Below are 21828 nucleotides of genomic sequence, written 5' to 3'. Positions count from 1 at the left end.
AATAGGGTTTGACCAAGGGGTTAAAAATTTACCGGGCAGTAAATTTAGTGGAAAGACGAAAACGGAGCAATCGTATTATGTACCTCACACGTAGAGTATGCGTATGAGCGAATCACAGGGCGGATCGGCGAGCGAATCCGTCGAGTCCCCGACCGACGACGGCGCCGACGGCTCGGACCCGGATGGGTCCAGCGGCGAGGAGACGGTCTCTTCCAAGGACACCAAGGAGGTGATCATGGAGGCGACGTTCCGCGCGCTGAGCAAGCACGGGTACAAGGACCTCTGGATGCGCGACATCGGCGAGGAGATGGACCTCACCCGGCAGGTGATCCACTACCACTTCGACGGGAAGTACGACCTGCTGTCCTCGTTCCTCGAACACATCATCGACCAGTACGAGGGCAGCGTGGTCGTCGACGGGGACGCGGACCCGCGGACCGAGCTCCGCGCCCGCGTCGACCAGTGCCTGTTCGGCCCCGAATTCGAGGAGTTCAGCCACTGGGACCGGATGAAGGTGTACCACGAGCTGTACACGCAGGCGCAGAACGACGGCGACCACCGCGAGGTGTTCAACGAGCACTACGAGCGCATCCGCGGCGGCATCGTCGAGGTCGTCGAGGAGGGGATCGAGGAGGGCGTCTTCCGCGACGTCGACGCCGATCGAATGGGCCAACTGGTGACCGACGTGATCCACGCCGCTCGCGGACGCCGGATCTCGCTCGGTCACGAGGACGCCCCCGAGGAAGCCCGGACGGCGATAGACGAGTTCATCCTCGAATCGCTCGAACGGACCGAGTAGGTCGAACTCCCGGAAGGCGCGCGACCCGAGACGGTCGGCGGTATTTTCGCGATCGCTACGGCTCCTCGACCGCGACAAGCGGCGGCTACGGCTCCTCGACCGCGACAAGCGGCGGCTACGGCTCCTCGACCGCGACAAGCGGCGGCTACGGCTCCTCGACCGCGACGAGCCGCGGATCGGTTCGTTCGCGCCCGTCGCGGAGTCGATGAGAGCCGTCGAATCGGACGCGATCGCCGGGAGAGACGTCGGCGTCCGCCGCCTGCGCGATCAGCTGGACGTCGTCGAACCGGACCAGCGCGAGGTGGTTCGGCGTGCGGACGTCCGGGGGCGTGGTCTCGACGGTCGTCGTCGCGACGACCGCTCCCGTTTCGAGTCGAACCGTCGAGGCGTCGGCCGACGAGCGGCCGCACTCCGGGCAGCGCCGTCGGTCGTAGTACCAGCGTCGGCCGCAGTCGTCGCAGACGAAGGTACGGTCCGCGGGGAGGTCGCGGTCGTCTGAGGCCGTGCGATCGGGATGAGGTCGACCCGTCACGCGCGCAACACCGTACAGACGCTGTTGTTTCCGAACCCCGCGACGTTGATCGCGAACGCCGTCTCCGCGCCGTCGACGCGGCGGCTCTCCGGGAGGTCGCCCCGTAGCTGACACACGAGTTCGACGATCTGCGAGAGGCCGGTCGCGCCGAGCGGGTGGCCGCGGGCCTTGAGCCCGCCGCCGGGGTTGACCGGGAGGTCGCCGTCGAGCGCGGTGTCGCCGTCGAGGGTCGCCTCCCATGCGGTCCCCGTCTCGTAAAATCCCAGTTCCTCGAGTTCGATCAGTTCGAGGACGGTGAACGCGTCGTGGATACAGGCGACGTCGACGTCGTCCGGCCGGATTCCGGCGCGGTCGAAGACGCGCTCGCCGGCGGTCCGGACGGAGTCGATAGAGAGGGGATCCGGGCGCTCGGCGACAGCGTGGGTACCCGTCGCGCTCGCGGTGCCGGCGACGCGAGGTTCTGTGGCGGGATCGGCACCGGCGGCACCGGGCTCCTTGTCGCCTCGGATCAGGACCACCGCGGCGGCACCGTCCGACATGGGACAGCAGTCGTACAGTCGGAGCGGCGCGGCGACGACGGGCGAGTCGAGCGCGTCCTCGACGTCGATCGACTTCCGGAACTGCGCGACGGGGTTGTCGACCGCGTTGGCGTGGTTCTTCGCCGCGACCGCGGCGAGCGCCTCGCGGGGCGCGTCGTGGCGGTCGAGGTAGGCGCCGGCGGCGAGGCCGCCGAAGGATGGGAGCGTGATCCCCTGCGCGTACTCGCGGCGGTGGACGAGGCGGCTGATCGCCTCGGTGACGCGCCGCGTGTCGCCCGCGGACATCTTCTCGGCGCCGACGACGAGGGCGACGTCGGCGTCGGAACTCTCAACGCGATCGACGCCCCGGTGGAAGGCGCTCGCGCCGGTCGCACTCGTGTTCTCGATCCGGTCCGCGGCGGCGCCGTTGAGGCCGAGGGCGGCCGCGAGGGCGCGCTCGGCGGCGGTGGCGGCGAGGTCGATGAGCGCTCGTTGGGAGTCGCTCTCGAACGGAGTCGTCCCGACGCCGCTGACGCGGACGTCGGTCGCGCTCGGATCCATCAGTCGTCGGCGTCGGCGTGGTCTCCGCCGTCGCCGTCGTCCGCCTCGTCGCCGAACACGCCCAGCTCGGCGAGGCAGTCGACTTCGGCCTCGGAGTAGCCGCGCTCGCGGAACACCTCGCGGTTGTGTTCCCCGAGCAGCGGCGGCGGGAGTTCGAAGCCGCTCTCGGCGTTACGGAACTTGAGCGGGTGTTCGATCACGGGCACCTCGCCGAGTTCGGGGTGTTCGATCTCGGTGATCGTGCCGCGGGCTTCGATCTGCGGGCTTTCGAGCGCCTCCTCGACGCTGTACACCGGACCGGCGGGGACGCCGGCATCCTCGGCGATGACCTCGATCCACTCGTCGGTCGTCTTGTCGGCGAGGGTGGCCTCGATCTCGGCCTCCAGTTCGTCGAGGTGTTCCACGCGGTCGGCGTTCTGCTCGAAGCGGTCGTCCGCGGGGAGGTCGGGTCTGTCGAGCGCCTCGCAGAGCTCGCCCCAGAGCTTCTCGTTGAGGATACAGATGTTGATGAACCCGTCTTTCGTCTCGAACGTCTGGTACGGGGCGAGGACGGGGTCTTTCGTCCCCATGCGCTTCGTCTCCTCGCCCGCGAACACCATCCCGGCCTGCTTGGTGAGCCACGGCAAGGTTGCCTCCAGCATCCCGAGGTCGATGTACTCGCCTTGGCCGGTCTGCTCTCTGCGGTAGAGAGCCGTCGTCGCGCCGAAAGCGGCCCACATCGCCGTGATCAGGTCCGTCATCGGCAGGCCGACCTTCACGGGCTGGCGGTCCGCCTCGCCGGTGACGCTCATGATCCCGCTCATCCCCTGGATGAGGAGGTCGTACCCGGAGCGCTCGCGCCACGGTCCGGTCTGTCCGAACGCCGAGATGGCGAGGTAGATCAGGTCCTCGTTGTGGTCGGTGAGCGTGTCGTAGTCGACGTCGAGTCGCTCCGCGGTGCCCGGACGGAAGTTCTGGATGAAGATGTCCGCCTCCTCGGCGAGTTCGTACAGCGCCTCCGTCGCGTCGTCGTTCTTCAGGTCGAGTTCGAGGCTCTTCTTCCCGTAGCTCAGCGTCCAGTAGTACGGCGACTCGCCCTCGATGAACGGCGGACCGGAGTGGCGGACTGCGTCGCCGTAGTCCGGCTGTTCGATCTTGACGACCTCAGCGCCCTGGTTCGCGAGCATCGCCGAGCAGAAGCCGCCGGTGACGAACGTCGAAAGGTCGAGAACCGTGACGCCGTCTAAGATCCGTCCGCCGCTCGCGGGGCCTTCCGTGCCGGTATCTCCGGTTTCGCTGTCGCGCGTCCCGCTGTCATCGGTTTCGGTGTCCCCGGTATCGGTCATCGAACCACCTCGTTCGACGTGCGGAGTTGTCTCATGGGTGTGGATACAGTTCGTTTACCGGGTGGTAAAACTATCGGCGTCGACCGTGATATACGGGGGGCCCGCCGAAATCGATCGGAGCGGTCCGACAGTCCAGTGCCGACTGTCGCTACCGGTCGTCGGTCTGTCGATGTTGTTCGGGAGCCCCCCACCCCTTCGTTTCGGGTGGAACTCCACAACCTGCCGGGGGTTGGGCGGGTGGTCGAGGTCGATTCGGTTGCCGGCAGATAATTCTATACCGATCTCTATATAAAACAACCACAATAAAACAAATAATCTAGCAGAGGGGTTTAACAAGGGTACTGTTGTGTATATGGAGTTATAAAACCACCGCTATTAAGATAGCCCCTCACGACCCCCTCCCCACCCTGATCGGCGTTCCACCCGAAACAAAGGGGTGTGGGGGTATCCCGGATCGAGTCGGCCCAACGGAACCGGAAGTGGGGAGCAGAAGTTACCAAAGCGAAACCGACAAACCGAACTGCCAGTCCGAATACGGGTAGTCACGCCGCAACCACGTGATCAGTAAATCAACGATATCAGCGGCTGAAACCCGTTAGAACACGAGGTAATCTCTCAGGGGATACGATATCTCTACGTTCGTCGTTCGTATCCTCTCGACTACTCAACCTGTTCGACCGTCCCGTCGATCGGTTCGAATCGCCTCGCGATCTACCTGACATCTCGTGAAAGGGGGGCGTTTCAACTCCAGAGAGGAACACTTTTGTACCGTCTCTTCATCTGGTTCGAGTGTATCAACTGGACGTGGTCGGTCTCGATTCCGACCGCGAATGCGTATTTCCGACGGGAGACGGCGTCTCAAGCGATATACCCGACCGTCTCCACCTGAAACAGAGGGGTTCACATGTACGAAGGCGATCACACACTGCGGGCCGACGGCGGCATCGACCCGGACGACGGCGACAGATCGGGCCACAGTAGCAACTCCGAGGACGAGGCCTCCGAGGCCGAGGACCCCGATATCGAGAATTTCGACGCAGACGCTCCAACCGAAACCGTCCCCGATGGCGATCGCGACGTCGACGACGGTTCCGACCTCGATACGTCGGATGTCGAAGCCACCAACTCGGACGCCGACACGGCTCCCCCCTCGACCGACGCTCGACCCGAAACGACGGGGATCGACAACGGCGGTCGCGACCGGTCGTCGCCGGACGTCGACTTCGACGGCGTCGTCCTCGACGACGACGAGGATAATCAAGGGCTGTTCGACGACCTCCTCTCCGGCGAACCGATATTCGAGAACAAGGAGGTCCTCCGCCCCTCGTACACCCCACACGAGCTCCCGCACCGCAACGACCAGATCAACCGGATGGCGACTATCCTCGTCTCCGCGCTCCGCGGCGAGACTCCCTCCAATATCCTCATCTACGGGAAGACGGGGACCGGGAAGACCGCCTCCGCGAAGTTCGTCTCACAGGAGCTGGAGTCCACCTCCCAGAAGTACGACGTCCCCTGCGAGGTCGAGTACATCAACTGCGAGGTGACCGACACCCAGTACCGCGTCCTCGCACAGCTCGCGAACACGTTCATCGAGGAGAACCAAGCCGTGATCGCCGACCGCTTGGAGCGCCTCGAAGACCTCCGCGATGACGCGACGGAGGCCGAGGAAACCGCCGGCCGAAACGCGGCCGCCGCCCTCGCAGACACCGAGTTCGAGTCCGTCGAAGAACTCGACGACCGCATCGAAACACTGGAGGAAGACGCCGACGAGATGGAGGAGGTTCCGATGACGGGGTGGCCGACCGACCGCGTCTACTCCACCTTCTTCGAGGCGGTCGACTACCACGAGCGCGTGGTCGTGATCATGCTCGACGAGATCGACAAGCTCGTCGAGAAGAGCGGCGACGACACCCTCTATAACCTCTCGCGGATGAACTCCGAGCTCGACCGCTCGCGCATCTCGATCATGGGGATCTCGAACGACCTGAAGTTCACCGACTTCCTCGACCCCCGCGTCAAGTCGAGCCTCGGCGAAGAGGAGATCGTCTTCCCGCCGTACGACGCCAACCAGCTCCGCGACATCCTCCAGCACCGCGCCGACACCGCGTTCAAACCCGACGCGCTCACCGACGACGTGATCCCCCTCTGTGCCGCCTTCGCCGCGCAGGAACACGGCGACGCGCGTCGCGCGCTCGACCTCCTCCGCACCGCCGGCGAACTCGCCGAGCGCTCGCAGGCCGAGATCGTCGCCGAGAAACACGTCCGGCAGGCGCAAGACAAGATCGAACTCGATCGCGTCGTCGAAGTCGTCCGTACCCTCCCCACCCAGAGCAAGATCGTCCTGTTCGCCGTGATACTCCTCGAAAAGAACGGCGTTCACAACATCAACACCGGCGAGGTGTTCAACATCTACAAGCGGCTCTGCGAGGAGATCGACGCCGACGTCCTGACCCAGCGCCGGGTCACCGACCTCATCAGCGAGCTCGACATGCTCGGGATCGTCAACGCCGTCGTCGTCTCGAAGGGGCGCTACGGCCGCACGAAGGAGATGGGCCTCTCCGTGCCCGTCGAGGAGACCGAGGCGGTCCTGCTGTCCGACTCGCGGCTCGGTGACATCGAGAACGCGCAGCCGTTCGTCCAAGCGCGGTTCGACAACTGACGCCTTCTCTCCGACGCTACCTTACCCAGTCACTCAAACCGACCTCACGCCGCGGCGGTCGCGGTCCCGGGGACTGACGGCGCCGTCGGAAGGCCGCTCCCCACCGCCTCCGCCATCGCCTCGTTCAGCTCCACCTGTCCCGTCGCGATCAGCCGGATGTAGCCCAGATACGGGACCCGGAGGCGCGCCACGCCGTTCACCCACTCGGCCCTGACGGGCGGCGAGAGCCCGCTGGCCTGGTCGTAGGCCCCGTTGTTGTCCCCGAGCGTGATGTACCCGTCGTGCGGCGCGGGGCAGTTGGCCAGCGACTCGCAGTCGACGGCGTTGTGGTAGCGTTCGTCGGCCCGGTCGTACCAGTTTTCGCCCTCGGTGACATGGAACATGGCCCGGTGGATGATCGGCGACCCGGTCCGACCCGGAGGCGCGTATATCATCACCGAGCCGTGGGAGCCGAACGTCCGGTAGTCGACCTCCTGACCCACCTCGTGGGTGACGACGCCGACGCCGTTTTCGGCGGCGTCCGGCGCGAGCCGGCCGGGCTCGGTGACGAACACGAGGTCACCGACCTGCATGTTCGGCTCCATGCTCCCCGACTCGACGGCGACCATGGGCGGCCACACGCCGCTGACGCCGAACAGCAGCAGTCCGACGAGGAGGACGACGGCGACGCTCGCCAGCATCTCCCGGACCCACATCAGCGCGCCTTCGCGGTCGTGACGGAACCGGTACAGCAGCGACTCGTCCGCCGCCGTCTCTGCCGCCTCGAACGCCGGCTCTCCTCCCGATTCCGGTGCGCCCTGTGCCTCGCCCCCGGCGTCGGAATCACCGAACGCGTCGGAACCGCCGGCCTCGTCAATTCTCTCAGGTGACCCGGCCTCGTCTCTGGGGTCGACCCGGGGCTCGTTATTTATCCGTTCGTCCTCCGAGCCACCGGAAGCTACGCCGTCCGACCCGTCTTCGGTCGCCTCGTCTCGACCGGCCGACCCGTCGGCGTCCGTCGGCCGATCCCCTTCGTCCATTACGTCGGCTTTGGGGGGTTCCGTTCATAAGCTTCCGGGTCCCGCGGGATCCGCCCCCGCTCGCGTCTCCGCCTGCGGACCCCGCCCGACGCCTCCGGAACGGTTTTGCCCGCGACCCCCCTTTCGGGTATCGTGCCGCTGGAGTCGAACGCCCGGATCGCGAAAGCCCTCGCCGAGCGCGGCTACAACGCCGAGCGCGAGGCGGTCACCCTGCTCGCGGGCGCGGCCGATCCGACCGCCGCCGTCGCGGCCGCCGTCGACCGCGCCCCGGACGACGCCCTCCGGGTCACCGCCGACCACGTCCGCGACGCGATCGACGAGACCGACGGATCGGCCGCTTCCCCGGACGAACCCGGACAATCTCCAGTCGAAACGGAGGGGTCCTCCGATCGAGAGTCGGGAGCAGCCGAGGCGGGTTCCGCGACCGCGGTCGACGACGCCGATCCCCCGTCCGCGGTCGACGACGCCGATCCCCCGTCCGCGGTCGACGACGCCGGTCTCGCGACCGTCGACACCGATCCCGCGTCCCCGGTTGACGACGCCGGTCCCGCATCCGCCGACACCGATCTCGGGTCCCCGGTTGACGACTCCGATCTCGTGTCGACCGATTCCACCCCATCCCGCGACCCCGACCTGCGCGACATAGCGGTCGGCAACGACATGACCGGTCGCAGCACCGGGACCGGCGAGTACAGCGACTTCGTCACGACGTTCCGGGACCGCTACGAGCGTCTCTCGAAGATCCTGCGCGGCCGCGTCAACCACCGGCCCGCCGAGGCGATCGCGAACATGCCGGGCGGCAGCGACGCCGCGATGATCGGCCTCGTCAACGACGTGCGCTCCACGAAATCGGGTCACTGGCTGGTCGAACTGGAGGACACGACCGGGACCTTCCCAGCCCTCGTAATGAAAGACAAGGGCCTCGCCGACGTCGTCGACGAGATCCTGTTGGACGAGTGTATCGCGGTGGAGGGAACGCTCGCCGACGACGCCGGCATCCTCTTCGCGGACTCGCTTCACTTCCCGGACGTCCCCCGCACCCACCGCCCCGGCGGGGCCGACCGTCACGTTCAGGCCGCGCTGATCTCCGACGTCCACGTCGGCAGCGACGAGTTCATGGCCGACGCGTGGCACAGCTTCACCGACTGGCTCCACACGCCCGAGGCGGACCCCGTGGAGTACCTGCTGCTCGCCGGCGACATGGTCGAGGGCGTCGGCGTCTACCCCGATCAGGACGAGGAGCTGGATATCGTCGACATCTACGAGCAGTACGAGACCTTCGCGGAACACCTCAAGGAGGTGCCCGCGGACACCGAGATCGTGATGATCCCGGGCAACCACGACGCGGTCCGGCTCGCGGAGCCGCAGCCGGGATTCGACGACGAGATCCGCGAGATCATGGACGTCCACGACGCGAAGATCGTCTCGAACCCGGCCACGGTCTCCGTCGAGGGCGTCGAGGTGCTGATGTACCACGGCGTCTCGCTCGACGAGGTGATCGCGGAGCTCCCGGAGGAGAAGGCGAGCTACGACGAGCCGCACAAGGCGATGTACCAGCTACTGAAGAAGCGCCACGTCGCGCCGCAGTTCGGCGGCCACACCCGCGTTGCGCCGGAGGAGCGCGACTACCTCGTCATGGAGGATGTCCCTGACGTGTTCCACACCGGCCACGTCCACAAGCTCGGCTGGGGGAAGTACCACAACGTGCTCGCGGTCAACTCCGGCTGCTGGCAGGCCCAGACCGACTTCCAGAAGTCCGTCAACATCGACCCCGACGCCGGCTACGCGCCTATCCTCGACCTCGACTCCCTCGAAATGACGGTCCGCAAGTTCTCGTAACCCGACCGACGCGGTCCCTTACCGGTCGATCTCCACTCGCCCGCTCGTCGCGTCGTTGAGCCGCTCGCGGAGTTCCTCGACCTCCGCGACCGGCACGCGGAGGTCGAACCGGACCCGCTCGCCGTAGTCGGCCTCGAACTCGACGCCCGTCGACTCGATCACGCCCCGGACCGTCCCGGAGTCATCGTACTCGGTCTCGACGACGAGGCTGCGGTGCGGGCGCTCCTCGACCACGCCCGCCGCGTCGACCCCCTCTTTCATCGCGCGCGAGTAAGCGCGCGCGAGCCCTCCGACCCCGAGGTTGGTCCCGCCGTAGTACCGCGTCACAACTGCGGCGACGTTCCGGACCTCGCGCTGCTGGAGGACGTTTAGCGCCGGCTTGCCCGCGGAGCCGGTCGGTTCGCCGTCGTCCGACGAGTACTCTCTGAGCATCGGCTCCGAGCCCGGCGTGCGCTCGGAGGGCTCGCCCGCGGGAACCCGGTACGCCGGCACGTTGTGGGTCGCGTCCGCGTACTCGTCCCGGACTTCCTCGACGAACGCCTCCGCCGCCTCGACCGTGTCGACGGGCGCGACGTGGCCGAGGAACTCGGAGCCTTGGACCTCGAACCGCGCCGTCGCGCGCTCGCCGACCGTCCGGTACGCCTCGGTCACGGCGTTCGGTCCTCCCCTTCCCCGCCTCCGTCCCCGCCTTCTTCTCCGTCCGATTTCCCCTCGTGCCGGCGCTCGAGGACGACGCTCGTCGGCGGCGCGAGGCGGAACAGCGCGAGGAAGGCGACGACGCCGGCGACCTCGACGATCACCGCCACGACCGCCAGCGGCTCCGCCGCCAGCGACGCGGCCGCGTCGCCCCCGTGCCACGCGAGGAACCCGCCGAGGAACGTCCCGAGGGTCCCCGCACCGAGCGCGTACAGCCGGCGGTACTCGCCGCCCCGGAGCGTCGCGACGGCGACGGCGACCGCGAGCGCGCTCCCGGCGACGAAGAAGTAGGGCCGCGCGTCCGGCGGCGACCCGAGCCGCGGCCACGCCCACAGCAGGTGGACCGCGGCCGCGACGGCCGTCGTCTGGACGGCGATCGCTCGCAGCAGTCGCTTTTTCAGGGTGTTCCGTCCCGCGGCCGCCTCCGTCGTCCGCTCACCGTTCATTCCTGCGACCTCTCATTCCCACGGGTGCTTCCCGCGCGCGTCGGGCCACAGCGGGTACCAGTAGGACTCGTCGTCCTCCAAGCCGAGTTCGCCGTCGAGGACCGACTGGAGCTTGAACTCGATCCGCTGGTTGCGGTCGCTCGTCCCGCGGGGCGCGAACGGGTAGTACGCGCCGCGCCGGAACGAGTAGATCCAGTACACCGGCCCGTCGTCGTTCTCGAAGCCGAACACGGCCGCGAGCAGCCGCGAGCCGAACCCCTCCTCGATGAACTGGTCGGCCGCGAAGTGGACGCTCGTCACCAGGTCCTCGGGGTCGTCGTCCTCCAAGACGAACCACTGGTAGCCGTGGTCGTCCTCGTGGCGGTGGAAGCCGGTGCCGGTGTCTATCTCGCCGGCCTCCAGGATGGCCTCGACGGTCTCGACCGCCTCGTCGAAGCGGGTGCTGTCCATGCCGGAGAAGCAGAGCGCGGCCTCGCCGCAGTGGTCGTAGCGGAGGTCCGCCTCCATCGTCATGTACGCGGTCGACATCCCGAAGAGGTCCTCGGGGTCCGCGTCGCGGGTCGCGTCGGTCTCGGCGCTCGTCCCGAGCACGGCCCGGATCGTGTCGAAGATGCCCATCTGGTCGGACCTACGGGCGGCGGGGTTTAGGGCGTTTCTCTCGGTGCCCCCGCCGCGTCGGCCTCACTCCCCGCGGTCGAGGTACGCCAACACGCCGCGCGCGTTCAGGCTCGTGTTCGCCTCGGCGCGCTCCGGGTTCCAGTAGTCGATGTCGCGGCTCGCCGCCTCCAAGTGGTCGACGACCGCCTCGTCGTCGCCGAGTTCGGCGCGCTTCCGCCGGACCCGCTCGACCCACTCGACGTACGCCCGCTTCGCCTCGCCGAGCAGGTCCGCGTCGCAGTCGCGCGGGCCGAAGTGGCCGAAACAGACCGTGTAGGGGTCGAGACCCTCGATCAGTCGGATGTCGTCGAGGCACTGCTCGAAGTCGAACTGCGGCGGCGGCGTCGTCGGGGTCACGGCGTCGATCTCGGGGACGTAGATGCCGGCGGCGTCGGCGGCGAACACGACGTCCGCGTCGGGGTCGTGGTACACCGCGTGGTGGGGCGCGTGACCGGGGGCGTCGCGGACGACGAGTTCGCGGTCGCCGAGGTCGATCCGGTCGCCCTCGCTGACGCCGTCGATGCGGTCGTCCGGTACCGGTCTCGGCTCCGCGTAGTACTCCCACTGCTCCTCGACCGCCGACTTGGTGCCGGCGACGAGCGCTTCGGGGTCGGCGAGATGGCGGACGCCCTTCTCGGGCACCCGAACCTCGGCGTTCGGGTAGCGCTCCGCGAGGTAGCCCGCCCCGCCGGCGTGGTCGAGGTGGGCGTGGGTCGGGAGGATCCACGCGAGTTCTTCGCGGCCGATCCCGATCGCCTCGACCGTCTCGAAGAGCGCTTCCCGGTTCGCTCCCGTCCCGGTGTCGATCACGATCGGCCGCTCGGCGTCGTACACGTAGACGGCGCCGTACTCGTCGGTGTCGAACATGCCGGTGTCGTGGACGTACAGGTCCTCGACCCCGCGGACCGGTTCGAACTCGCCTGCGCGCATACCGGACGAGGGACGCGGGGGCACTTCTAGCGATCGGTCCGCGGGCCGATCCGCGGGGCCGGGCTTATGGTCACTCCGCCCGAGGGAACGGTATGCGAGTGCTCGTCACCGGCGCGACCGGGTTCGTCGGGAGCCGGCTCATCCCGACGCTTCTCGAGCGCGGCCACGACGTGGTCGCGCTCGTCCGCGACGCCGACGGCTACGACGCGCCCGACGGCGTCTCGGTCGTCGAGGGCGACCTCTTGGAACCGGAGACGCTCCCGCCGGCGTTCGAACTCGACGGCGAGACCGTCGACGCCGCGTACTACCTCGTCCACTCGATGGACGGCGGCCCGGGGTACGAGGAGCGCGACCGCAACTGCGCCCGGAACTTCGCCGAGGCGGCTTCGGCCGCGGACGTCGACCGCATCCTCTACCTCGGCGGGCTCGGCGAGGACCGCGACGACCTCTCTGAACACCTCCAGTCGCGACGCGAGGTGGAGCATATCCTCGGCGACGCTGACCCGGCCCTCACGACGCTCCGGGCCGCGATCATCATCGGGGCCGGCAGCGCGAGTTTCGAGGTGATCGCCGGGCTCGCGCGACGCCTCCCGGTGATGATCACCCCGAAGTGGGTCGACACGCTCTGTCAGCCGATCGCGGTTAGCGACGTGGTCACGTACCTCGCCGGCGTCCTGGAGGCGCCGGACACGGCCGGCGAGACGTTCGAGATCGGCGGACCGGAGGTTCTCACGTACGCCGAGATCCTCCGTCGGACCAGGCGACAGCTGGGCGGCGGCCTCCGGATCGTCCGGGTGCCCGTGTTGAGCCCCGGGCTGTCGGCGCGGTGGCTCCGACTGGTCACCGACGTGAACCCGTACCTCGCTCAGTCGCTCGTCGAGGGGCTCCGTAACACCGTCATCGTCGAGGACGACCGGATCGGCGAGTTCGTCCCGATCGAGTGTACGTCGTTCGAACTGGCGGTCGCGCGGGCGCTGACCGAGTCGCGAAACGCCGAGGCGTCGCGACTGGCGGCGATCCCGGGGGTCTCCTCGTGAGCCGAGAGTACGGCGAGACGTGGGTGTACGAGAGCCTCGTCGGCGGCATCCCCGGGCTCGGGATCTCCCGGTCGCTGGCGGTCGCGCTCCAGTTCGTCATCTTCGAGGTCGGCGTGTTGGGCCTCGGCTGGTACTACGGGACGTGGAACGCCGTGGCCGCCGGGACGGTCGCCGTCCTCGTCGCGGCGATCGGCAGCGTCGAGATGCACCGTCTGGGCGCGAAGAACCGACTGCTCGGGACGCCGCCCGAGCACAAGCGGCTGCTGTTCGGGTCGAGCATCGAGATCGTGTTGGGCGTGCTCGCGTTCATCGCGCTGATCACGTACCTGTTCGCGTGGGAGGGGACCGCAGGACCGACGCTCATCGACCGCCTCTTCGGCTCGGAGCCACCGCTCCCGGTCGTCTACCTCACGCTGCTCGTCCTCTGGGACCTGACGTATCGCATCGGCACCTCCTGGTGGAGCGCCGTCGTCGCGCTGTGGCGCGCGGTTCACGTCGATCTCTCGCCCGACGAGCGCGCGACCGTCCGGCGGCTCGACGCCGAGAACATCGGCTTCTCGGTGATTCAGCTCGCGCTCGTGCCGTTCATCCTGACCGAGCCCATCCTGCTCGGCGCGGTCGTCGGACACGTAATCGCGGTCGCGGTCGTCTGCGGCGCGGCGATCCTGTTCACCTGAGCGCCGTCGCTCGCGAGTACTGTCGCTGTCGGGCGGTATCGTCGCTGTCGGCGCGGCGCTGTCGCTATCGGTGTTTCGAGAACGGAGTCAGTCGACGCGGCGTCGTCGCGGCCGCGTCACTCGCCCTGAAGCTCTTCGAACTTGTCGAGGAGTGCCTCCGTCGAGTCGCCCGAGTCGTAGGTCAGGGAACCGGAGTACTCGGGCCGCTCCGCGTCGAAGTCGGCGTCGACTTCGCTGGTCTTCTTCTCGCGACGCTCGTGTTCGGCCTCGTCATAGGCACCCATTGACATGGTACGCCTACACTTGGCCGTTTCCTGTAATATACCTGTCGATAAATGTATCATAGATCATGAAAGTTCTCCTCGGCTCACCGGAATCGATTAACCCCGCGGCGTGATACCAAGCGCGCGTGGCACAACCGCTCCGCTTCAGGCGCTCGCCCGGTCGGTGGACGGCCGACCGAGTCCGGTCGCAGATCGGCCGCCCCCTCGACGAGAACCTCGGAGCGACGGCCGGCGACCCGTGGTTCGCGCCGCCGCCCGGCTACGAGGCGCGTCGCTTCGACATGGACGACGGCTCCTTCGCGCTGTTCTGCTGGACCGACGACGACCCTGACCCGCCGTCCGGCGCCGACGGCGGCCCGGCCGGGTACTGGCTGGGCAACACGGAGACGCCGAGCGAGCTCTGGCGGACGGACAAGTACGGGTTCGACGAGGCGCCGTACCCGGTCTCGCGGTGGGCCCAGCGGGAGTTGCTCGCCGGACTCCACGACGACGAGCCGTGGCTGGCCGACTACCCGCACGTCTCGTGGTTCTTCCTCCCCGTCTTCTGCTCGAAGGACGGCGCGGCGACCAGCCGGGCGTTCTTCCGCGACCACGGGGCCGGGTTCCCGGACGCGACCCGAGACCCGGGGACCGGGTTCGTCGAGGAGTCCCTCCGATCCGGCGTCCTCGACGACTACCGCGAGACGATGGCGGGGAAGCTCGGCACCTCCGCCTCGCGGGACCTCGTGCGCATGAGCGCGGCGATAGCCGAGTTCACCGCCGCCCGGCTCCTCACCGACGCGGGGTACGAGGTCACCCCCGAGATCGAGGTGACGACGGGACACTCGCTCGACTTCCGCGCGACGGACCCGGCGACGGGCGACGGACACCTCGTCGAGGTGACGCGCCCGCAGCCGACCGCCGGCCGCTCCGCGAACGATCCCGTCGCGGCCGTCCGCGACACCGCCGAGACGAAGACGAGCGGTCAGCTCGCGGCCCACGCCGGCGGCGTCACGCTGTTCGTCGACTGCTCGTCGTTCCCCGCCGACGAGTGGGCCGCCGTGCGCGAGGCCGAACCCGCGGTCCGGCACAAGCCCGCGGTCGTCTACCGCGCCGAGCCCGACGGCTCCATCGAGGGGTATCGGAAGGGGTCGGTCCCGCTCGACCTCTCCGGCATCGTCGACGGCGTCTCGTAGTCGCGTCGCTCCCGGGACGACGCGGACGCCCTCGTCACCGACCGATATCCGGCACTCTTCGGTCGGGCTTGGAAAAAACGGGTACGGACTCCGCGCGGTTCGACGCGTCAGAACGAGACCGGCGAGGGCCCCTCTTCCGCGTCGGTGGTCGGGTCGCGGTCCGAGTAGAACCGACGACCGACGCCGCGGTGACAGACGCCGGCTCGGAGCGTGGTGAACACGTCCTCCGCGTCCTCGAACGTCTGGTCGCCGAACCGCTCCAAGACGTCGCCGAGCCGCTCGGACCCGTTCGCGAGCTCTACGGTCGCGTTGCCGTGAGCCGCGATGATCTCCTCAGAGGTGGTCGGGTACTGGTGCCGTTCGAGTCGGTCGTCGACGCCGTTCAAGCGCATCGACAGATGGAAACCGCCGATGGTTGTTAATGATTGTCCATGTACGACCTTAGTCGGAGGGGATACCTTATACGACCTTATACCCGCTTCTACTCGGAGACGCGACGGACCGCCGCCGCTTAGTGTCGGGCGCGGCTATCATGCCTCATGACCGCCGATTCCGCAGAGTCCGCCGAATCCGCCACCCCCACCGATCCCATCGTTGCCGACCTCCACGCGCACACGGACGTCTCCGACGGCACGCTGACGCTCGACGAGGTGCCCGCGGCCGCCCGCGAGGCAGGCGTCGACTGGGTCGCCGTCACCGATCACGACCGGATCCACCCGGGTCTCGACGCGCCCGTCGTCGAACGCGACGGCGTCCGGATCGTCCGCGGGATCGAACTCCGTGTCGACGCCGGCTTCGAACGGCTCGACCTCCTCGGCTACGGCGTCGAACACACGGACGCGCTCGACGCGGAGATCGACCGCCTCCAGCGCGACCGCCGCGAGCGCGGCGCCGCCATCCTCGACGCGGTCGAGGAGCGACTGGGCGTCGACCTCGACGTGGAGCCGCGCGCCGGACTGGGGCGTCCGCACATCGCTCGCGCCATCGACGAGTCGGACGCGCCCTACGACTACGCCGGGGCGTTCGACGAGCTGATCGGGAACGACGGGCCCTGCTACGTCGCGCGCGACGTGACGGCACTCGACGAGGGGCTCGCCCTGCTCGCGGACGCCTGCGCGCTCGTCGGCCTCGCGCACCCGTTCCGGTACGGGAGCGTCGACGAGGCGCTCGACGTCGCCCGCGAGTCGGCCGAAATCGACGCGATCGAACGCTTCTACCCGTACGGCCGTGCCGTCGACGACGAGCGAATCGATCGTTTCGCCGCCGAGAACGACCTCCTCAGAACGGGCGGGACGGACGCGCACGAGCGGACGCTCGGCGTCGCCGGGCTGACGGAATCGGCGTTCGAACCCGTCCGCGAGCGGCTGCCCGATCCGGTCTCGGTCGAGGCGTTCGCGGCCGGGGACGCCCCCGTCGCCGCCCCCGACGAACAAGATTAAGCCCGCGCCGACCGGAGTGGCACGTATGCGGTGTCACTACTGCGACCGGGAGGCCACGTACGAGGCGGAGCAGCGCGGCGTGGTCGTCGGCCTCTGCGAGTCCCACTTCAAACAGCGCGTCGAGGAGCTCGCCGAGTCGGACGAGCTCGCGGAGCTCCGCGACCGGATCGACATCGAGTCCTCGGAGTAGCTTCCCCGTCCGAACTCCGCTCTCCACCGGGCGATCGCCGCGCCGAGACGAACGGTAAAAGGCCGCGGGGGGCCAACCCCCGGTATGGACCTCACGGACCGGCCCCGCCGCCTCCGGACCGACGGCGTTCGCCCGCTCGTCGCCGAGACCGACCTCTCGGCGTCGGACCTCGTCGCGCCCGTCTTCGTCGACGCCACGACCGACGAGCGCGTCCCCATCGAGACGATGCCCGGCCACGAGCGCGTCCCGGTCGACGAGGCGGTCGACCGCGTCGCCGAGATCCGGGAGACCGGCGTCGAGGCCGTGATCCTCTTCGGGGTCCCCGAGTCGAAGGACGCCTCCGGGAGCCGGGCGTACGCCGACGACGGCGTCGTCCAGCGCGCGATCCGCCGGATCGACGCCGAGACCGACGTCACCGTCATCGGGGACGTCTGCCTCTGCGAGTACACCGACCACGGCCACTGCGGCGTCATCGAGGAGTCGGCCGAGTCGGACCCGACCCTCACCGTCAAGAACGACGAGACGCTCGACCTGCTCGCGCGTACCGCCGTCTCGCAGGCCGACGCGGGCGCGGACGTCGTCGCTCCCTCGGCGATGACCGACGGGCAGGTCGGGGCGATCCGCGAGGCGCTCGACGACGCGGGCCACGAGGAGGTCGCGATCCTGAGCTACGCCGCGAAGTACGAGTCCGCCTTTTACGGCCCGTTCCGCGACGCGGCCGACGGCGCGCCCGCGTTCGGCGACCGCCGCCACTACCAGATGGACCCCGCGAACCGCCGCGAGGCGCTTCGAGAGGCGCGGCTCGACGCCGAGCAGGGCGCCGACGTGCTGATGGTGAAACCCGGGCTCCCGTACCTCGATATCGTCGGCGACCTCCGGCGGGAGTTCGACTGCCCCATCGCGGCGTACAACGTCTCGGGTGAGTACGCGATGCTCCACGCCGCCGCGGAGAAGGGTTGGCTCGACTTGGAGACGACCGCGCTGGAGTCGCTCACGGCGCTCAAACGCGCGGGCGCGGACCTCATCATCACGTACTTCGCCGAGGACGTGGCCGACCACTTATAAAAAGACTCGGGAAGGACTCGACGCGTTTCTCCAACTGTTCACCTCGGCGCGCGCCTCCGAGCGGTCGCCACCGGCGGCCGCGAGGAGCGCGTGCGAGGGAGTCGCGAGCGTAGCGAGCGACGAGGCTGGGGAGGCGTGAGGTGCTGTGCGGGGTGGGACTCAAAGGGGCAGCCGGGAGGGCGCCGTAGGCGACGCAAGCACCGCAGAGAGTGAGCGGAGCGAACGACCGAGGAGCATGGTTCGAGACGCCTTCGGCGTCTCGTCATCACGAAAGGCGCTCCGCGCCTTTCGAACGACAGCGAGCGTACGGCGCCCTCCCGGCTGGGGCTTTGGAGGTGTTTGCCGTCGATCCGCCGGTGACAGCTTACAAGTGAGCGGCAGGGGCTTAGCCGTGTTCACCGCAACACGGTCGGTCGGGAGTCTCGAAACACGTCGCAAGAAGCGGACTGGACGAGTCGAAATTGCCGCGTCAGCCGATTGAGAAAAGAATCCGCCAGCGAATCGCCGTCCCCTACCGCTTCCGGCCGGAGAAGACGCCCGCCGCGCCGCGCAGGGTGCCCAGCGGGTTCGGCCGGCCGATCACGGTCTGGAGGCCGTACAGCGCGAGGACGGCCGCCAAGGCGCCGAACTGGACCATCTGGCTCGGATGGACCATCGCCACCACGCCGGCGACGAAGAACGCGACCCGCAGCCCGTACGTCTGTCCGCGGCCGAAGACGAACCGATAGTTGATCCCGTGGATGATCGCGAGCGAGCCGAGCATCGCGAGCACGCCCGCGGACAGCGAGGCGTAGTCGAACGTCCCGGAGACGAGTTCGGGGTGGTAGGCGAACGCGAACGGGAGGACGAACAGCGGCGCGGAGATACGCAGCGCCTCCTTACAGCTCCCCCAGAACCCGCCGCCGGAGATGCCGCAGGTGACCGCGACGCAGGTCGCGATCGGCGGCGTCAGCCCCGCCAAGATGGCGGCGTAAAACACGAAGAAGTGGCCCGCGAACTCGGGCACCGCGAACTGGTTGATCAGCGTCGGGGCGACGAGCAGCGCCACGACGGTGTACGCGGCGGTCGTCGGCATGCCGAGGCCGAGGATGATACAGATGATCATCGCCAGCATGAACGCGATGATCGCGATGCCGCCCGAGAGGTCAAGCAGCGTGAGCGAGATGGCGGTCGGGACGCCAGTCGCCATCAGGATGTCGACGACGCCGTTGATCGCCGCGAGGATGATCGTCACCGGCGCGACGACGAGGATCCCCTCCCGGAAGCCGTCGACCGTCTGTTCGAGCGTGCCGACGAGCGCCTCGCGGTTGCTCTCGCCGTCGAGGAGCGCCTGAATCTGCGGGATGCCGATCCCGAAGGCGATCATCGAGATGACTGTGTACAGCGCGGCCGTCATCACCGTGTACTGGAGCACCCCGAGCACGTAGATCAGGATGGCGAGCGGGACGCCGTACTTCACCGCCTCCAGCACCACCGTTCGCGTCTCCATCGCGTCGCCGATGAGGCCGTCCATCTCGGGGTCGTCGATCTGCGGGGCCGCCACGTAGTGGACCGCCATCGCGATCGAGACCACGAGGACGGCCGCCGGGATCAGCCCCGAGATGATCACGTCGACGTAGGTGGCGCCGCTGATGAGCTGCGCCATGATGAACGCGCCGGCGCCCATCACGGGCGGCAGCACCTGCCCGGCGGTCGAGGCGACCGCCTCGATCCCGCCGGCGGTCTCCGGTTTGATCCCGTTCTTCTTCATCAGCGGGATGGTGAACGAGCCGGTCATCCCCGCGTTCGCGGTCTGGCTCCCGTTTACCGAACCGATGACCGCACTCGAGATGACCGCGGTCTGTGCGATCCCCGAGTCGACGTACTTCGCCGAGCGGACCGCCAGCCGGAGGATGAGGTCGAACGCGCCGTACGCCTTCAGCAGGCCAGCGTACAGCAGGAACAGGGCGATCCACGCGGCGACGAGCCGGGTGAGGAACCCGTAGAACCCGTCGACGCTCACCACGAGGATCCGGAGGATCCGCGATGGGCTCAGGCCGCCGTGGGCCAGCGGACCGGGCATCTGCGGGCCGGCCAGTCCGTAGCCGATACCGACCAGCACGACCGCGAGGAACGTGATCCCGAAGGAGCGCCACGTCAGGTAGATGAGGGCGAGCGTGAACACGAACGCCATCAGTATCTGCGGCTCGGTCGCGCGACCGACCGTGTCGATCGCGACCTGCTGGTAGTTCAAGAAGAGGTAGCCGCTCGTCCCGAGCGTGATCAGTCCGGAGACGACGAGCAGCGCCGTCTCGACCCAGTTACCCTCGATCAGCGGCTCGTCCAGTTCGGAGAGGACGTACAGGCCCAAGATGCCGCCGAGGAAGGCGACCGCGTACCGCCCCCGCGGCATCTGCTGGGTGCGCGCGTACCACATGACGATCATCCAGAACGGGATCGAGTAGGAGACGAGCGCCATGCGGAGCCGCTCTTCGATACCCGATCCGAGCCAGAGGACGGCCGCCGCCACGCCGATAACGCCGACGACACCGCCGACGCCGAGGATGGTCGCCGACCCATCGATTTCGCTGACCCCGAGGAGCGCGGGCGCGATCACCGTGGGGCCGAAGACGACGGCGGCCCAGAACGGTAGCGAGAGGAGGTACAGCAGGAGCTGTTTCCTCCCGCGGTTGCCTTCGGCGAGGTCGAGCGACTCTTCGTCGCCGAGCAGGCCGTCCTCTGCTGTCTCGGGGTCGGTCGGGGGGTCGGTCGGATCGGGTGGAGTGTCGGGGTTAGTGGCCATCCGTCAAAGGTGAAAGGGGGTGGTTGGTTGGTTCGCTGCTGTCGTGCGAGTTACTCGTCGCCGCGACTCCAGGAGTCCTCCCAGACGTCGTTGTCCTCGAAGAAGTTTGCCACGCCGGCGTGGATGTCGATCTCCGGGATGACGGTCTGGGTCATCGCCTCGGGCGAGTACTCCAGCGTCGTCGGGTCGGACTCGCGGAGCGTGTCCTCGTGTTCGATCGCGAGCCGGCAGATCTCCTCGGTCGCGCGGGCCGAGATGTCGGGGCTGAACGCCCATTGGCCGGCGAGCGACCAGGTCGTCATCGTGTCGGTGTACGCCGTCACGTCCTGCTCGTACCCGTACGGCTCGACCTCCTCTAAGAGCGCGCCGGGGTTGTTCTCGATGACGGAGCGGAACTCGTCGTCGACCTCCAGCAGGTTCAGGCCGCCGCCACTCCGGACATCGACGTTCTGACACCAGCCGGAGAGGTTGACGCCGTTGGCGCCGTACAGACAGAGCGCGTCGACGCGGCCCTCCTCAACGGCGCCCGGAATGTCGCCGGTGTTGACGTTGAGAATGTCGTTGGGCTCCCACATGCCGGCCTCCTTGAGGATCTCCTCGGTGAGCAGGCGCGTCCCGAAACCGGGCTGGATCGGGTAGATCGTGTAGCCGCCCTCGCGGAGGTCGGAGACGGACTCGACGCCGCTGCCGTCGAGGCCGACCCAGTGGATCTGTAGCGACGTGAACAGGAACCCCTGGTTGGGGAGGGTGTCGACCGGGTCGTCCGCGAACGGACCCCCCTCGCTGAGCGCCTTCGCGAGCGAGTTGTTGTCGACGCCCATCGCCGGGATGTCGCCGTTGTCGTATGCGTAGAGGTTCGCCGTCCAGCCCTGCGTCTCCTGAACGGAAATGTTGAGGAAGTCGCTGTGCTGGGAGGCGGCCCGGGCGAGCGCCTGCCCGGCGGCCTGCGTCGAACTGCCGGTCGACGTCCCGCCGATGGTGACCGTCACATCGCCGCCGCTCCCTCCATCGCCACCGTCGCCACCGTCGCCACCGTCGCCGCCGCCGGAACAGCCGGCGAGTCCGACCGCGCCCATCGCGGCCGCGCCCTTCACAACGTCGCGTCGAGTCGTCTCATCACTATCAACCATGTAGATTCAGGCATATCGTGGATTGGTAAAAGGGTATCGTCGCATCCGAGAATTGACGGAGAGCG

21 protein-coding genes are annotated in these 21828 nt (G+C 68.2%); 9 read left to right on the top strand and 12 right to left on the bottom strand.

Annotated features, from left to right (window positions below; translation table 11 throughout):
* Nucleotides 1-103: 103 nt before the first annotated feature.
* Nucleotides 104-799, top strand: coding sequence for a TetR/AcrR family transcriptional regulator (locus C463_RS13270; RefSeq protein WP_008444608.1), 696 nt, complete (start codon nt 104-106; stop codon nt 797-799).
* Nucleotides 800-944: 145 nt separating this feature from the next.
* Here C463_RS13270 and C463_RS13265 read toward each other — a convergent pair whose 3' ends face one another.
* The 3 genes from C463_RS13265 to C463_RS13255 are packed head-to-tail and all read right to left on the bottom strand — an operon-like array spanning nt 945 to nt 3735.
* Nucleotides 945-1331 carry a hypothetical protein gene (locus C463_RS13265; protein ID WP_008444607.1) on the bottom strand — a complete coding sequence of 129 codons (387 nt, stop codon included), beginning with the start codon at nt 1329-1331 and terminating at the stop codon, nt 945-947.
* A complete protein-coding gene (locus tag C463_RS13260) occupies nt 1328-2410 on the bottom strand; it encodes a thiolase C-terminal domain-containing protein (RefSeq protein WP_008444605.1) in 1083 nt (360 codons plus the stop codon). The genes C463_RS13265 and C463_RS13260 overlap by 4 nt, the downstream gene beginning before the upstream one ends.
* Nucleotides 2410-3735, bottom strand: coding sequence for a CaiB/BaiF CoA transferase family protein (locus C463_RS13255; protein WP_008444604.1), 1326 nt, complete (start codon nt 3733-3735; stop codon nt 2410-2412). The genes C463_RS13260 and C463_RS13255 overlap by 1 nt, the downstream gene beginning before the upstream one ends.
* A 904-nt stretch (nt 3736-4639) precedes the next feature.
* Here C463_RS13255 and C463_RS13250 point away from each other — a divergent pair.
* Nucleotides 4640-6397, top strand: a complete 1758-nt coding sequence (locus C463_RS13250; RefSeq protein ID WP_008444603.1) for a Cdc6/Cdc18 family protein — start codon at nt 4640-4642, stop codon at nt 6395-6397.
* Between the two features lie 44 nt (nt 6398-6441).
* Here the strand turns inward: C463_RS13250 and C463_RS13245 are convergent, their stop codons facing one another.
* The gene (locus C463_RS13245; RefSeq protein ID WP_008444602.1) at nt 6442-7416 is read right to left on the bottom strand and encodes a S26 family signal peptidase; all 975 of its coding nucleotides are present in this window, start codon (nt 7414-7416) and stop codon (nt 6442-6444) included.
* A gap of 132 nt (nt 7417-7548) precedes the next feature.
* Between C463_RS13245 and C463_RS13240 the strand changes: the two genes are divergently transcribed.
* Nucleotides 7549-9255 carry a DNA-directed DNA polymerase II small subunit gene (locus C463_RS13240; protein WP_008444601.1) on the top strand — a complete coding sequence of 569 codons (1707 nt, stop codon included), beginning with the start codon at nt 7549-7551 and terminating at the stop codon, nt 9253-9255.
* A gap of 18 nt (nt 9256-9273) precedes the next feature.
* On the opposite strand, the gene C463_RS13235 is transcribed toward C463_RS13240, so the two are convergent.
* The 4 genes from C463_RS13235 to C463_RS13220 form a co-directional block, all read right to left on the bottom strand.
* Nucleotides 9274-9906 carry an IMPACT family protein gene (locus C463_RS13235; RefSeq protein WP_008444600.1) on the bottom strand — a complete coding sequence of 211 codons (633 nt, stop codon included), beginning with the start codon at nt 9904-9906 and terminating at the stop codon, nt 9274-9276.
* Nucleotides 9903-10397, bottom strand: a complete 495-nt coding sequence (locus tag C463_RS13230; RefSeq protein ID WP_008444597.1) for a hypothetical protein — start codon at nt 10395-10397, stop codon at nt 9903-9905. The genes C463_RS13235 and C463_RS13230 overlap by 4 nt, the downstream gene beginning before the upstream one ends.
* A 12-nt stretch (nt 10398-10409) precedes the next feature.
* Nucleotides 10410-11015, bottom strand: a complete 606-nt coding sequence (gene pspAB / locus C463_RS13225; RefSeq protein WP_008444596.1) for a PspA-associated protein PspAB — start codon at nt 11013-11015, stop codon at nt 10410-10412.
* 63 nt (nt 11016-11078) lie between these two features.
* Complete coding sequence (locus C463_RS13220; RefSeq protein WP_008444595.1) at nt 11079-11984, bottom strand: MBL fold metallo-hydrolase; 906 nt, start codon at nt 11982-11984, stop codon at nt 11079-11081.
* Nucleotides 11985-12076: 92 nt separating this feature from the next.
* On the opposite strand from C463_RS13220, the gene C463_RS13215 reads away from it, so the two are divergent.
* Nucleotides 12077-13021, top strand: coding sequence for an NAD(P)H-binding protein (locus C463_RS13215; protein ID WP_049905926.1), 945 nt, complete (start codon nt 12077-12079; stop codon nt 13019-13021).
* Nucleotides 13018-13698, top strand: coding sequence for a DUF7530 family protein (locus C463_RS13210; protein WP_008444585.1), 681 nt, complete (start codon nt 13018-13020; stop codon nt 13696-13698). Before C463_RS13215 ends, C463_RS13210 begins: the two co-directional genes overlap by 4 nt.
* 116 nt (nt 13699-13814) lie before the next feature.
* Here the strand turns inward: C463_RS13210 and C463_RS19035 are convergent, their stop codons facing one another.
* Nucleotides 13815-13982 carry a DUF5786 family protein gene (locus tag C463_RS19035; RefSeq protein ID WP_006629189.1) on the bottom strand — a complete coding sequence of 56 codons (168 nt, stop codon included), beginning with the start codon at nt 13980-13982 and terminating at the stop codon, nt 13815-13817.
* A gap of 125 nt (nt 13983-14107) precedes the next feature.
* Here C463_RS19035 and C463_RS13205 point away from each other — a divergent pair, with 125 nt between their 5' ends.
* Nucleotides 14108-15157, top strand: coding sequence for a DUF5784 family protein (locus C463_RS13205; protein WP_008444582.1), 1050 nt, complete (start codon nt 14108-14110; stop codon nt 15155-15157).
* 107 nt (nt 15158-15264) lie between these two features.
* Here C463_RS13205 and C463_RS13200 read toward each other — a convergent pair whose 3' ends face one another.
* A complete protein-coding gene (locus C463_RS13200) occupies nt 15265-15549 on the bottom strand; it encodes a DUF5789 family protein (RefSeq protein WP_008444580.1) in 285 nt (94 codons plus the stop codon).
* A gap of 147 nt (nt 15550-15696) precedes the next feature.
* Here C463_RS13200 and C463_RS13195 point away from each other — a divergent pair, with 147 nt between their 5' ends.
* The 3 genes from C463_RS13195 (at nt 15697) to hemB (ending at nt 17851) form a co-directional block, all read left to right on the top strand.
* On the top strand, nt 15697-16596 hold the full coding sequence (locus C463_RS13195; RefSeq protein ID WP_008444579.1) for a PHP domain-containing protein: 900 nt from the start codon (nt 15697-15699) through the stop codon (nt 16594-16596).
* A 25-nt stretch (nt 16597-16621) separates the two neighbouring features.
* On the top strand, nt 16622-16786 hold the full coding sequence (locus C463_RS19280) for a DUF6757 family protein (RefSeq protein ID WP_006114727.1): 165 nt from the start codon (nt 16622-16624) through the stop codon (nt 16784-16786).
* An 84-nt stretch (nt 16787-16870) separates the two neighbouring features.
* Nucleotides 16871-17851 (top strand): porphobilinogen synthase, encoded by a 981-nt coding sequence (hemB, locus tag C463_RS13190; protein ID WP_008444578.1) that lies wholly within the window; start codon nt 16871-16873, stop codon nt 17849-17851.
* A 511-nt stretch (nt 17852-18362) separates the two neighbouring features.
* Here hemB and C463_RS13185 read toward each other — a convergent pair.
* Entirely contained in the window at nt 18363-20633 is a 2271-nt protein-coding gene (locus C463_RS13185; protein WP_008444577.1) for a TRAP transporter permease, read from the bottom strand.
* Between the two features lie 50 nt (nt 20634-20683).
* On the bottom strand, nt 20684-21727 hold the full coding sequence (locus tag C463_RS13180) for a TAXI family TRAP transporter solute-binding subunit (RefSeq protein WP_008444576.1): 1044 nt from the start codon (nt 21725-21727) through the stop codon (nt 20684-20686).
* Nucleotides 21728-21828 lie beyond the last annotated feature (101 nt).

It is taken from the genome of Halorubrum californiense DSM 19288 (assembly GCF_000336875.1).
Taxonomy (GTDB): domain Archaea; phylum Halobacteriota; class Halobacteria; order Halobacteriales; family Haloferacaceae; genus Halorubrum; species Halorubrum californiense.
Note: the sequence above shows the minus strand (reverse complement) of the source record. Positions and strands in the feature narration are given on the sequence as shown.

Bases quoted from the DNA above. Each gene is read 5' to 3' on its own strand.
- hemB (WP_008444578.1), top strand. From the start codon at position 16,871: ATGGACCTCACGGACCGGCCCCGCCGCCTCCGGACCGACGGCGTTCGC.
- C463_RS13200 (WP_008444580.1), bottom strand. From the start codon at position 15,549: ATGCGCTTGAACGGCGTCGACGACCGACTCGAACGGCACCAGTACCCG.
- C463_RS13270 (WP_008444608.1), top strand. From the start codon at position 104: ATGAGCGAATCACAGGGCGGATCGGCGAGCGAATCCGTCGAGTCCCCG.
- C463_RS13250 (WP_008444603.1), top strand. From the start codon at position 4,640: ATGTACGAAGGCGATCACACACTGCGGGCCGACGGCGGCATCGACCCG.
- C463_RS19035 (WP_006629189.1), bottom strand. From the start codon at position 13,982: ATGGGTGCCTATGACGAGGCCGAACACGAGCGTCGCGAGAAGAAGACC.
- C463_RS13185 (WP_008444577.1), bottom strand. From the start codon at position 20,633: ATGGCCACTAACCCCGACACTCCACCCGATCCGACCGACCCCCCGACC.
- C463_RS19280 (WP_006114727.1), top strand. From the start codon at position 16,622: ATGCGGTGTCACTACTGCGACCGGGAGGCCACGTACGAGGCGGAGCAG.
- C463_RS13260 (WP_008444605.1), bottom strand. From the start codon at position 2,410: ATGGATCCGAGCGCGACCGACGTCCGCGTCAGCGGCGTCGGGACGACT.
- C463_RS13230 (WP_008444597.1), bottom strand. From the start codon at position 10,397: ATGAACGGTGAGCGGACGACGGAGGCGGCCGCGGGACGGAACACCCTG.
- C463_RS13195 (WP_008444579.1), top strand. From the start codon at position 15,697: ATGACCGCCGATTCCGCAGAGTCCGCCGAATCCGCCACCCCCACCGAT.
- C463_RS13245 (WP_008444602.1), bottom strand. From the start codon at position 7,416: ATGGACGAAGGGGATCGGCCGACGGACGCCGACGGGTCGGCCGGTCGA.
- C463_RS13255 (WP_008444604.1), bottom strand. From the start codon at position 3,735: ATGACCGATACCGGGGACACCGAAACCGATGACAGCGGGACGCGCGAC.
- pspAB (WP_008444596.1), bottom strand. From the start codon at position 11,015: ATGGGCATCTTCGACACGATCCGGGCCGTGCTCGGGACGAGCGCCGAG.
- C463_RS13215 (WP_049905926.1), top strand. From the start codon at position 12,077: ATGCGAGTGCTCGTCACCGGCGCGACCGGGTTCGTCGGGAGCCGGCTC.
- C463_RS13220 (WP_008444595.1), bottom strand. From the start codon at position 11,984: ATGCGCGCAGGCGAGTTCGAACCGGTCCGCGGGGTCGAGGACCTGTAC.